General features: G+C 45.8%; 9 protein-coding genes and 1 pseudogene. 7 read left to right on the forward strand and 3 right to left on the reverse strand.

Annotated elements, in window-relative coordinates; translation table 11 throughout:
• Both V2S86_RS18110 and V2S86_RS18115 read right to left on the reverse strand, forming a co-directional pair.
• Positions 1 to 671, reverse strand: a 671-nt coding sequence (locus tag V2S86_RS18110; protein ID WP_442996193.1) for an AMP-binding protein, incomplete at its 3' end; no start/stop codon positions are given.
• 257 nt (positions 672 to 928) lie between these two features.
• Positions 929 to 1,237 carry an antibiotic biosynthesis monooxygenase family protein gene (locus V2S86_RS18115; protein ID WP_330763569.1) on the reverse strand — a complete coding sequence of 103 codons (309 nt, stop codon included), beginning with the start codon at positions 1,235 to 1,237 and terminating at the stop codon, positions 929 to 931.
• Positions 1,238 to 2,867: 1,630 nt separating this feature from the next.
• Between V2S86_RS18115 and V2S86_RS18120 the strand changes: the two are divergent.
• Positions 2,868 to 3,383, forward strand: a pseudogene (locus tag V2S86_RS18120) (MGH1-like glycoside hydrolase domain-containing protein); the annotation flags it as partial.
• A 437-nt stretch (positions 3,384 to 3,820) separates the two neighbouring features.
• Here the strand turns inward: V2S86_RS18120 and V2S86_RS18125 are convergent.
• A complete protein-coding gene (locus tag V2S86_RS18125; protein ID WP_330763570.1) occupies positions 3,821 to 4,297 on the reverse strand; it encodes a YciE/YciF ferroxidase family protein in 477 nt (158 codons plus the stop codon).
• A gap of 507 nt (positions 4,298 to 4,804) precedes the next feature.
• On the opposite strand from V2S86_RS18125, the gene V2S86_RS18130 reads away from it, so the two are divergent.
• The 6 genes from V2S86_RS18130 to V2S86_RS18155 all read left to right on the forward strand — a co-directional run bounded on the left by V2S86_RS18130 (position 4,805) and on the right by V2S86_RS18155 (position 12,075).
• The gene (locus V2S86_RS18130; protein WP_330763571.1) at positions 4,805 to 5,056 is read left to right on the forward strand and encodes a hypothetical protein; all 252 of its coding nucleotides are present in this window, start codon (positions 4,805 to 4,807) and stop codon (positions 5,054 to 5,056) included.
• 214 nt (positions 5,057 to 5,270) lie between these two features.
• On the forward strand, positions 5,271 to 6,605 hold the full coding sequence (locus V2S86_RS18135) for a cation:proton antiporter (RefSeq protein WP_330763572.1): 1,335 nt from the start codon (positions 5,271 to 5,273) through the stop codon (positions 6,603 to 6,605).
• A gap of 804 nt (positions 6,606 to 7,409) precedes the next feature.
• The gene (gene katE, locus V2S86_RS18140; protein WP_442996189.1) at positions 7,410 to 9,686 is read left to right on the forward strand and encodes a catalase HPII; all 2,277 of its coding nucleotides are present in this window, start codon (positions 7,410 to 7,412) and stop codon (positions 9,684 to 9,686) included.
• A gap of 50 nt (positions 9,687 to 9,736) precedes the next feature.
• Positions 9,737 to 10,030 carry a hypothetical protein gene (locus V2S86_RS18145; protein WP_330763574.1) on the forward strand — a complete coding sequence of 98 codons (294 nt, stop codon included), beginning with the start codon at positions 9,737 to 9,739 and terminating at the stop codon, positions 10,028 to 10,030.
• Between the two features lie 46 nt (positions 10,031 to 10,076).
• The gene (locus tag V2S86_RS18150) at positions 10,077 to 10,931 is read left to right on the forward strand and encodes an SDR family oxidoreductase (protein ID WP_330763575.1); all 855 of its coding nucleotides are present in this window, start codon (positions 10,077 to 10,079) and stop codon (positions 10,929 to 10,931) included.
• A 628-nt stretch (positions 10,932 to 11,559) separates the two neighbouring features.
• Complete coding sequence (locus V2S86_RS18155) at positions 11,560 to 12,075, forward strand: hypothetical protein (protein WP_330763576.1); 516 nt, start codon at positions 11,560 to 11,562, stop codon at positions 12,073 to 12,075.
• Positions 12,076 to 12,182: the final 107 nt, after the last annotated feature.

Genomic DNA, 12,182 nt, shown 5'->3' on the forward strand with positions numbered 1-12,182 from the left:
CCGGTACGTTGGAAAACGACCACGTTGGTGATGCTTTTCACGCCAGGGTTTTTCAGCGCGTCGTCGACGTTCTTTTTCAGCGGCACGGCACGCCCGGCGCGCAGGCCTTCGTCAGCGGTGATAACCAACTTGGCGTTGGAGTCGATAATACGGCCGGCGACCGCCTCTGGCGAGAAACCGCCAAAAATGACCGAATGCACCGCACCGATACGTGCACAGGCCAGCATGGCGACCGCGGTTTCCGGCACCATGGGCATATAGATAGCCACGACGTCGCCTTTTTTGACGCCCAACTTTTTCAGTACGTTGGCGAACTGACAGACATCGTGATGCAGTTGTTTGTAGGTCACCTGTTTCGACTGGGTGGGATCGTCACCTTCCCAGATAATGGCGGTCTGGTCACCGCGTTCGGCCAGATGGCGATCGAGGCAGTTGGCCGCCAGGTTCAGTGTACCGTCTTCAAACCAGCGGATACTGATATGGCCCGGGTCGAACGAGGTATTTTTTACCCGGCTATAAGGTTTGATCCAGTCCAGAATTTTTCCTTGCTCTCCCCAGAATGCTTCTGGGTCTTGCACCGACTGTTGATAATATTGTTGGTATTGTTCTGGGTTAATCAGGGAATGCTCTGCTATGGCAGCGCTAACAGTATCAGAAGAAATCTTCACCAAAACTTCTACTCCTTGAAATATTTAGTTAATATAAACAACTTAAAAGATGGGAGTGTATCACCATAATAAACATGCCATCAAAATTTCATACTTCCAAATACGAATCCCCCGCTAACAGTCTAATTCAATCGAAATAAAACAGTTACAGAATTAATGACATCACTATAGGAAAAGAATATTTTTGACCGTTTCAATCATAAATTATGTATACTTTCACTCCCACACAGCCTTAGAACAATACCGACAAACTCTCACTTTCAGATTACTTCAAAACACTCTAACTTAGGATGATCAATATACATATGCCGATTTCCACCACTGGTCTTATGTACATTTTTGAAGTGTTCAGAATGAACCCAATCCATGAACTTCTCCTTGCTCTCCCACTCTGCATATGAAGAAAACAAGACATACTCTTTTTTCGAACTATCCATTCTAAAAAATTTGAACTCCATAAAGCCAGCCACATCACTTACTTGAAGCTTGGACTGTACCCTCTCCCAAACCTTAAGATAATCATCTGCATACTCAGGCTTTATTTTAAAGCGGTTCATTGTCACATACATGCTACACCTCCAAACCATTATTTTGTTAACAACAAAAATCGACACGTACTGAGCGCCAACAATAAATAGATCAGATAAAATCAATGTTCACTACCCAGCACAAAAATATGTTTAAAGATTTATTCTGAGGATTGACATTCATCACAAAGGCAAACAGATATATTCTTATATCCTTTCAATTTTGCCTGTCTGATTGCTTGAAATGGCGAAAAAAAAACCCCTAAAGCATCCAACTTATCAGTACACGGTTTTTTATTACAAGATGATTCATGTATGAAGTGGGGTATATCAACATAACTTTTTTTTGTAATGTAATAATATTTTTGCACTCCCTCCCCTCCAAAATTCTTTCTGGTTTTTAAAATTCACCAACCTTCATAACACCGATTTGAAATAGTGAAGGTATAAAAAAACCACCTTCACTTTTACAAACTATGGATTCTGGCAGTTATGACAAGAGCACGTAACTACACTTTCAAAACCACGTTTTATTGCTTCTTTTTCAGCATCGCGAGGAGTTTCAAATAGCCCTAAACACTCACGATAAATAATGCAAGGGATATCTTTACACCAGCCAGAATGAATATCATGTTTTCCGGCAATATTAGTCAACCTATTAATATAATAATAGTCGCTCATTGAACTCATTAGCTCACCTAAATGAAAATAGTTTAAAATTAATATTTCCCCTAGGAATATAGTGTGATTTTTTTATTTTTAGGTTGTAACTCAAGGGATAAATTTAAACCATCACTAATTTAAAGTTTCCTTTAGCTTTCTTTTCACCTTCCACATCCCCCAGCTCTTGCTACAGTTGCAATCCTAGGGGAATGTACTAAGGATTGGGATTGATTCGTTGCCTCCTTTTCTTCTATACGCGACACGACTACGAACAAAGCGAATCATTAAAAAATCTAATCATTAACTTGGTCTGCATACTAGAACATCAGTTAAGTACTGTAAATACCCTGATCACCTAAAAAAACACAAAAAGACAAAATAGAACTCTGACACTCATAACAATTTCAGGCTAAAGCATCGAAAAAACAACAACACTCAGCACATCAACCCACAAAATATTTGCATAAATATACCCCTTTCCCCGCTCTACTCAGCTTTAGTGACTATTCTCAGAAGCTGGTCAAAAAGCCCACCATGGATAAATTAATTTAAAAATCAATCACAAAGAATAAAAAAGAGAAGATTGGATTGAAAAATGACCAGGAGAATTGTCATAATTCAATATCGACATAGCACTCTACAGAGAAAAAGAGGGTTTTATTTGATGAATTTTAGAAAGGTACAATTCAATTTTTGCAACAAAAAACATTAAAAAAAGTGATGTAATGAAATGTCATTTAGCTAGCGTTTAGATTTTTCCTTTCATCTACCGGCAGCGAACACAGTTAAATTAGCGACAGGGGATAACCCAGAAAATAAAAAACCACAAATAACGAATAATAATTCAATTCGTAAATATATATACATGCCATTTAAACTCCTGGAACACCTATCAGACTTGTTACATCTTACTGCGTACGAAGTTAAGAGCGTTCGACATTACCTCTTCTTGAAAGTGAGGGAATCTTCACCTATGGAGAAAAGGATGATAAATCAGTATCGCCCTATAGGTCGCTGGTTTCCAGCAATCAGGCTTAGCCCTGGGATACCTGGAAACAAGCTTACGCTATGGCACATTTCAACCCCAGCATTGCCAAAGACAATGTCCGCGCAGTGTTCGCCTTCCAGATCCAGCCCAATGATTCGGTTCGACCGTGGGATGCTGGCTTCATCCCAGATCTCGTTGCCTATAATTTCAGCCCGGAACGCGGCGGCAATGGCGGCAACTGACAAAACTGGCAAGTGAACTTTGCCGAGAGCCGTAGACCAGGCTAGCTATATGTACACCGACAATAACTATCTGGCCCATATGGCGGCTATTGTAGGGCAGAACGCCAAGGCCGCAACATTCTGGGCCGAAGCCGATAAGCTTGCTGACTACATCAACACCTGCATGTTCGACCCCAAAAGTGGTTTCTTTTACGATATTCGCATCGAAGAACGGCCGCTGTCGAACGACTGTGCCGACAAACCTATCGTAGAACGTGGTAAAGGGCCTGAAGGATGGTTACCACTGTTCAACGGTGTGCGGTAATCCTCCCATTCTCATGCACTCTTTAACACAGTAGTCATTACCTGATATCACTTCGCATTACACTCGACGTATCAGTTAGGGGTATGAGGTAGCCATACGGATCGCTCGTCTCTCAATGGTCGGGGATTTCCTTCCCTCTTTTTGACATAGACAGACCTACAAATAAGAACTGTATATAAAGAGGAAAGGGACAGCGTTAAAATATTATTTATAAAGTCGGAGATAAAGTTAACATCACCGCTGCCATTAATATTGGGAAATGATTATAGGCAGTATTATGAACATATTTTCTGAAAGGCCGCTTGTCCCATACGCTATAGACAGGGTGCTTTAGCAGGCTTCAGGCAACAAAGGTGGTGCTGTTTATATTACTTCAGCCGTGACGCCACCGGTGGCAAGACTGAAAGCGCCGAACACACAACCTGTTTTCAGGACTGCCGCTCGGCAATCAACGTCAGTTTTTCATCGGTTGCTTTCTCTTCTTCAAGCGTCTCCCCCAATAATTTTACGGCTTTGGTGTAACCCAACTTCGCGGCCAGAGCACGCAGCGTGCCATAAGTTGCAATTTCGTAGTGTTCCACTTTTTGCGCCGCACCGATTAAGCCCGCATCTCTCACCGGGCCTGCCTCGACCGATTCAATAAGCTCTTGGGCTTCTTCCACCAACCCTTCTAAAGCGTGGCATTTCATACGTTTGATCTTCAGCCCCTCTTCACTTTCGACCAGTTGATCGAGACGTTCAATCTGGCCCTGGGTTTCTTCCAGATGTTGTTTAAAGGCGGCAATAAGTTTTTCATCCGTCGCGGCTCGAGCCATTTTCGGCAATGCACGAGTGATTTGTTTTTCAGCGCTGTACACATCTGATAAGTCGTGAATAAATAGTTCTTCCAATGTGGTGATTTTCATATTTAACTTCCTATCATTGAGGGAATAGTATGTTCTGATCAGACTGAGGATATTTTTAGTGAACATTAAGCATAGTTCAATCCGCAGAAATAAGCAGTAACCACAGGGTTCTTATTTTTATTTAACGGACCAATCAGCCCTATTGTTCAACAAAAAAAACGCTTATGCCCCTGATAAAAAAACCAACAAATAAATTGTCTTACAAATAACCCCCCCTCGTAAAAATAGCATCAAAAAATTGAGTGCTATAATTAACCCAGCTTAGCCACATTCATGAAAGGATGGTAAGACAGAATAGAGGTGATTGTTGTTAACAGGTGCCGTATGAACTACGCTTTAATTGGAAAAAACATTTTCATTGCATTGACAAGTAGTAAAAGAAGCCATTTTTATCATTAATGAATGATAAAAAGAGAGATACGAAACGGTTAGCGTCTCCCCTCTAACCTTCACAAATATTTAATCCATCACCTGGTTTTTTCAAACAGTTATCTTATGAGAAACAAAATGAAACACATCACACCAAGATTTATCAAAAAAGCGCATCTTTCCATGTCATTTTTGTGGTTGATTTTAGCTATACCCTCAGTCATTTGGTGGAAAGACAGCGTATTATGGGTCATCATCATCAGTATTTATGCCAATATTGTCGGCCATTTATCCGGCTATACTGCGGCAAGAGCCGACGAGGCCGCCGAAGAAAACGAGCAGACGGAAAAAGACAAGGGGCAAGAAAAACATGAAAAACCGAGCACGTAAAAGATACAGTTCACCCTTTATTTACCTCATGTTTTCACCCTGGCCGGTGTTATTTTTCTAAATGAGTTTCTCGCTAACATCTGATTATCGCTTCAGTCAAAACATTCAATTAAATGACAACCAATCACACTGATTCAAAATCGCTTATCTATAGGAGAAACTGACGCATGCTATTGATCATCATCAAGCGCCACATTTTTTAACGGGATAGCACATGACTTTTCTTGGTTGGATCGCAGCAACAGGCATTCTATTTTTATGTATGTCGCTGGCATCGGGCTGGCTTCATCGCGGGCCCATCACGTCATTCGGGTTATATCTGCTGACAGGCATTGTCTGCGGCCCCTGGGTCTTGGACTTAATTCGGATAGACGTTGTCACGCATGCGGAATCGATGAAGCCGATCACGGATGTCGCCATGGCCGCGTCACTGTTTATCACCGGTTTAAAGCTGCGCCAACCCTTTAGCACCCAAGCCTGGCGCATCGGTTGCCTGTTGGCTTTCCCCACCATGTTGCTGACCGTTCTGTCGATGATGGTCATAGTGCATTACCTGACCGGCCTTCCCTGGGCATTGTCGCTTGCGTTTGGTGCCATCGTTGCCCCTACGGATCCGGTCTTGGCCAGTTTGATATCCGTGAATAACGCACGGGATGATGACTCGCTCCGTTCCTCGCTCTCTGTCGAAGCCGGCCTCAATGACGGGTCCGCTCTGCCCTTTTTATTGCTGGCTCTGCTGTTATATGGCAGCCAGCAAGATCCCTGGTCCTGGACGCTCTTTGCCCGATGGGGGGCGATTGATGTGATATGGGCTTTGTGTGCAGGCCTGTTGATTGGTTATTCACTAGGATGGTTGATCGGCATGCTGGCGGCGCGGATGCGGCACATTTATCAGGACAGCACACCTAATGATCTGATTGCGCTGGCGTTGATTGCACTCAGTTATGCCGCAGCGCAATACGTTGACGCCTCCGGCTTTCTTGCGGCGTTTGCCGCCGGCGTGGGATTGCGACAAGCGGAAAAAAGGATTATCAGCCGCCATCCGCCTGACGAAATAGCGCAAGATGACGAAACTCCGCCCGCCGAAGAACTGGTTAACCCCAACACGCGGCACAGCCAGCAAAAGAAAGGCCGCGCCAAATCGGTCGGCTTAGTGGTCGGCGACGCCATATCCTTCGGCGGTACGCTGGAACGCCTGTTCGCCGCCGGCATTGTGATCGTCCTGGGCGTCACCCTGGCCCAACATTGGGATCCCAGAGGTCTCTATTTAGGTTTGATCCTTTTTGTGTTTATACGTCCCATAACGGTATTTTTTGTCACCCTGGGCAACCGCATTCCCCCCTCGCGACGCATTTTACTCGGCTGGTTTGGCATCAGAGGCATCGGCAGCATTAACTACATTGCCTACGCCTACTTGCACGGCATGAAGGACGCCGCCAGCGCTGACATGGTAAACATGGCGTTAACCTTGGTGATCACCAGCGTAGTCTTGCATGGCATCACGGTTGCCCCCATTTTAAATTCAAGCAAATTTAAAAATACCGAATAAATCGGCTCAATGATGAAAGCAACATTTTCTCAATCGAAGATAGAGCCTCCATGAGCGGGTGTATCCAGATGAAAATAGGCCAGGTTTTCCACCTGCTGACTCATGATGCCCCATCTCAACGTTAAAAGTTCATTGGGCAAAATCTTACCGTTTTCCATCGCCATTTTTCGGTAAAGAGCACAGTAATTTTTTCGATGGTAAACCCTAAAACGCCGGGACCCTCCCCTCTTTCCAACAGCGGCAATATTGTTTAATCTTTCTTTTGGCGAAATAGCGGTATAAAAAAGGCAGAGTAACAACGAAATAAACAACATCAATAAAACAGGGGCCTGCTCATGAAAAAATCAACTTCATGAAGTCGCTGCGCCAGTGAAAATGAGTTGCCCCCCTTCATCGCTGAAAACAGATTAATGGCTGAAGACATACCTAAAATCAGCAATCCAAAAATCACAATAATCCCTCTCAAGTAAAAGCAAAAAAACAAAACATCAGGACATCCTTTAAAACATATTGAAATATTAAGTTAACGTTGAAAAAACGTATATACCGCCGTAATACACTCACTGTCAACATGGATAACATGATAAATAGGACGATTTACCTCTCATTCCAAATAAGCCTGAACAAAAGAGAAGCGACACGCGTAAAACCCAGTTAAACCGATTATTTCCATCACGTAATTAAAAATCACCAAAAAACAAAGAACTGGCTAGCTTGTTGTGAAAACTCATTATTTAGCCTACGCTTAAATCTGCAACGAATTAATTCAAATATTATTTCATATGAATTACATGAGGTGAGTTAATGGCGAGTAAAAATAAATCTCCGAAAAGTGGAGAGGCAACTGTTTCATTACAAAAAGAAAAAAAAGAATTATTAAATGACGGCTTGCACTTGAAAGATACCGCACCTGCAGACAATGCGCACACGCCGGACAGCAAACCCACGCCCCCTGGAAAGCAGCCAACGGCCCCCGGCAGCATGAAAGAAACCGGGGCGGTGAGCGATAAAATTCGGCAACTCGAACACAACCGTAAATATGATCAGCATCAGCCGCTGACGACCAATCAGGGCACCAAAGTCTCCGACGATCAAAACTCCCTCAAGATGGGCGTACGCGGCCCTACCTTGCTGGAAGATTTTATAATGCGTGAGAAAATTACGCATTTCGACCATGAGCGCATACCGGAACGCATCGTTCATGCCCGCGGTTCGGCAGCGCACGGCTACTTTGAGCTGTATAAAAGCCTGGCTTCGGTCACGAAAGCAGACTTTTTGCAACACGAGGGCCAACAGACGCCGGTGTTCGTGCGCTTCTCGACCGTGCAAGGTTCACGTGGTTCCGCCGATACGGTACGTGACATTCGCGGTTGGGCCACTAAATTTTACACCGACGAAGGCATTTTCGATCTCGTCGGCAACAATACCCCGGTATTTTTCATTCAGGATGCGATCAAATTCCCTGATTTTGTCCATGCCGTAAAACCGGAGCCTCACAACGAGATCCCGCAGGGGGCTAGCGCCCACGACAGTTTTTGGGATTACGTTTCCCTTCAGCCGGAAACCTTGCACAACGTCATCTGGGCGATGTCTGACCGTGGGATCCCACGCAGCTATCGAACGATGGAAGGCTTCGGCATACATACGTTCCGGTTGATCAATGCCCAAGGTAAAGCCACCTTTGTGCGTTTTCATTGGAAGCCGGTTGCAGGAAAAGCCTCTCTGCTCTGGGACGAGGCGCAGAAACTGGCGGGTAAAGACGCAGACTTCCATCGCCGGGATCTCTGGGAAGCGATAGAGGCCGGCGATTACCCGGAATACCAGCTCGGTCTGCAATTGATACCGGAAGAAGACGAGTTCAAATTCGATTTTGATTTATTGGATCCGACGAAGCTCATTCCCGAAGAATTGGTGCCCGTGCAACTGGTCGGGAAAATGGTGCTCAATCGCAATCCGGATAATTTCTTTGCCGAAACCGAGCAGGTGGCCTTTCATCCGGGGCATATCGTTCCCGGCATGGACTTCACCAACGATCCGCTGTTGCAGGGGCGGCTGTTTTCCTACACGGATACGCAAATCAGTCGTCTGGGTGGCCCTAACTTCCATGAAATCCCCATCAACCGCCCAACCTGCCCTTATCACAACCTGCAGCGTGACGGCATGCACCGCGTCGAGATTGATACCAATCCGGCCAACTATAGCCCCAACTCGCTCAACAATAATTGGCCCAGAGAGACGCCTGCAGCGGCCAGCGGCGGTGGTTTCTCCAGCTATCCGGAGCGCGTTGATGCCCATAAAATCCGCGAAAGAAGCGACTCTTTCCTCGAACACTACGCCCATCCAAGGTTGTTTTGGCTTAGCCAAACGCCGGTTGAACAGCAGCATATCGTGGATGCCTTCTCCTTCGAGCTCGGTAAAGTGGCACGCCCCTACATTCGCGAACGGGTGGTAGAACAGCTGGCGCATATCGATACCACCCTGGCCGGCCAGGTGGCCGTCAAGCTGGGTATCACCCTGTCTGCCGAAGTATTGAATACCTTGCCGCCCAAACCGGTTAACGGACTGGAGAGCGATCCGAGTCTGAGCCTGTATGCCTTGCCGGGCGGCAGCGTCAAAGGGCGTATTGTCGCTATTTTGCTGGCGGATCATGTTTTGTCGGCAGATGTGCTGGCGATCCTGAAAGCTCTGAAAAAACGCGGCGTGCATGCCAAATTGCTCGCGCAAACCCAGGGCCGTATAACGGCGGACGATGGCTCGGCGATCGCCGTTGACGCGACCTTCGCCGGCACGCCATCCATAACGCTCGACGCCGTCATCGTGCCCGGCGGCGTGGCGGAGGCCTTATTGCGCAGCGGCGACGCGAAGCACTACCTGCTGGAAGCGTACAAACATCTGAAGGTCATTGGGCTCAGCGGCGATGCGAGTCGTTTAAAAACCCTGTGGCAGAACGAATCCGCTGCCGAGGAAGGGATTATCGAATCGCCAACGGTGAAAGGCGTAATGATGGAGCGTTTTATTGAAGCCCTGGCCGGCCACCGCATTTGGAGCCGCAGCGAGAAAGCGGCAGCCGTCCCGGCTTAGCCCACATTAGTTTCACAAGTGACTTCATTGCGTTAGACAGAGGACGAATCATGACTGACATAGTGAAATATCAAAACAATCTGGTTAAAGGAGCCGAATTGTTGCCTTCGCCCCATCCTATGGATGGCAGCAGCAAAAGCAGCATCCTGATCTATGGCGACCAAGAGCCAGAGCTGAGCGAGACGTTGAAAGCGCTCAGCGAGGGGGAAGAGGTTTTTTTCGACGTCAACGATGAAACCCTGTCGTGTCGGATTGAATCAGTTGATCGGCAACGAAACATTATCGTACTGAAAACCGAGCAGCAGCAAAGCGAAGCCGATACTCCCTATCAGCAACCGACATAGATGTAGCCGCTCTTCCCTGCACCTTTACTTTTTGAACGGAGGAAATATGGAACAGACACAACAACCGGCGCAGCATCAGGATCGACAACCGGGGTTGGAAAGCGACATGACCCCCGAGCCAAAATATGACGATCCGCTTTATCGGCCCGGCGGCAAACTCACCGGAAAAGTGGCGATAGTCACCGGTGGCGACAGCGGCATCGGCCGTGCCGTTTCCATCGCGTACGTCAAAGAAGGTGCCAAAGTCGTGGTGGTCTATCTGGACGAAGATCAGGATGCTCAAGAGACGCAAAAAAGCGCCGAACGCTATGGCGGCGATGTTTTATTGCTGAAAGGCGATCTTCGGGATCGGAGTTTTGTCCGTGAAATCATAGCTAAAACCATTGAGAAGTACGGCCACCTGGACATTTTGGTCAACAACGCAGGCGAACAGCACCCGGTTGAAGAACCGGAAATGATCACCGAGCAGCAGTTGGAAAAAACCTTCCAGACCAACTTTTTCAGTATGGTGGCACTCTCATTGGCCGCGTTAGAACATTTGCCGGCTGAGGGCGCGATAATCAACACTTCGTCGGTCACCGCCTACCATGGCAACCCGGCGTTGATCGACTACTCTTCCACCAAAGGCGCCATTACTTCGTTTACCCGCTCTTTGGCCCTCAAGCTCAGCGAACGCCAGATCAGGGTGAATGCTGTCGCACCCGGCCCTATCTGGACGCCGCTCATTCCTTCGACCTTCAGCGCCGAAAAGGTAGCCAAATTCGGCAAGGACACGCCGATGAAACGGCCGGGCCAACCCAGTGAACTGGCCGCCGCCTACGTCTATCTGGCATGCAATGACTCTTCGTATATGACAGGGCAAACCCTGCACATTAACGGCGGTATCATAGTCAATAGCTGACCTGCGCTAATGGCCTGATATTCTTTTATCAGGCCACGCTCTTTTAATTTATTTAAAAGCAATTACCGTTAATCCAAGAGCAGCGGAAAAAACTGTACAGAATAAAAAGATAGCGTGGAGATAACCCGACGCCCTATCAGAAGGTTACCCATACATCACGTTATAAAACAGCAGCATGAGAACCATGATCGCCGCAATGATATACCCTCGATAAGGGCGTGGCCCCTTTAATCCGGTTTTGGAGGCAGGCTCTCTCTGCGCCTCGTTTTTTATTGAACATGGCAATACCTCGTAAAAGCTAAGTTAACGCTGGCCGTTTTGCACCGACCAGTTAACGGCGTAGACAGTTAATTAAGCCGCCTGATTAAAAATCAGTTTAACACCCTGCCCTCACAGAATTCGGTTTGGATCACTGTTGCAATCCGCACGGCAGGACTCACTATCCTTCAGACTGTCACATCATTATATTTAACGCATTGAATTAACTGTATAAACATCAAACACAGTCAAAAACACTGTTTTATCTTATTTTTAAGCTATTTTTTTATAAAAAGAACAATGATTAAAAAACATTCCATTGCGCAAAGTGATCATGAGTGGCTAAAATTAAATAAATCAAGATTAAATTATGACAATACTCGCACTTGGTCGTTTACCCTTTTTTATTCTGCCGAGGTATATCATGAATAGAGTATTGGATGACATGAAATATGAAAATATTGATACGCTATCAAAAACACCAAATGAATCAGGCGGTAAAGAGGTTATCTTTGGCTACCTAATTGCTGAAAATGTTTTATTTGACATAAAAAAATACAACCTAATCAACATCAACTGCAAGAAAATAAAAAGTGTTTCGACCTTTTCTGGCATGCGAGAAACCATGTCAAGACTGTTGATTTACCTTCTGGAAAATTGCACTCGTGAACATATCAGCATAGAAGACATTTTATTCAATGTATGGGATAAGTATGATCTACAATCATCAACATCCAGACTTTGGCAGGTAATGCAAACACTTAAGATAAATTTAAATGAAATCGGTGTGCCACAAAACTTTATCACACAAACCAATAGTAACGCTTATACGATAAAAACCGATCTCGTTAGAGTTTTATATTATTGCGAGCCGCGGACAAACTGATACCGCCTCAGTTCACACTGTGAATGTTCATGCGAATAAGAGTCATGTTTCAGAAAACAAAAACAGTCACCGATAGCTTATCCGTTATCAGCGACTGCGCCTGCATC

Origin of the sequence: Serratia sp. C2(1), assembly GCF_036352655.1 — a bacterium.
Lineage (GTDB): Bacteria > Pseudomonadota > Gammaproteobacteria > Enterobacterales > Enterobacteriaceae > Serratia > Serratia inhibens.

Excerpts from the sequence above, each read along its gene's own strand:
- V2S86_RS18115 (WP_330763569.1), bottom strand. The coding sequence starts at position 1,237 with ATGTATGTGACAATGAACCGCTTTAAAATAAAGCCTGAGTATGCAGAT.
- V2S86_RS18125 (WP_330763570.1), bottom strand. The coding sequence starts at position 4,297 with ATGAAAATCACCACATTGGAAGAACTATTTATTCACGACTTATCAGAT.
- V2S86_RS18130 (WP_330763571.1), top strand. The coding sequence starts at position 4,805 with ATGAAACACATCACACCAAGATTTATCAAAAAAGCGCATCTTTCCATG.
- V2S86_RS18135 (WP_330763572.1), top strand. The coding sequence starts at position 5,271 with ATGACTTTTCTTGGTTGGATCGCAGCAACAGGCATTCTATTTTTATGT.
- katE (WP_442996189.1), top strand. The coding sequence starts at position 7,410 with ATGGCGAGTAAAAATAAATCTCCGAAAAGTGGAGAGGCAACTGTTTCA.
- V2S86_RS18145 (WP_330763574.1), top strand. The coding sequence starts at position 9,737 with ATGACTGACATAGTGAAATATCAAAACAATCTGGTTAAAGGAGCCGAA.
- V2S86_RS18150 (WP_330763575.1), top strand. The coding sequence starts at position 10,077 with ATGGAACAGACACAACAACCGGCGCAGCATCAGGATCGACAACCGGGG.
- V2S86_RS18155 (WP_330763576.1), top strand. The coding sequence starts at position 11,560 with ATGACAATACTCGCACTTGGTCGTTTACCCTTTTTTATTCTGCCGAGG.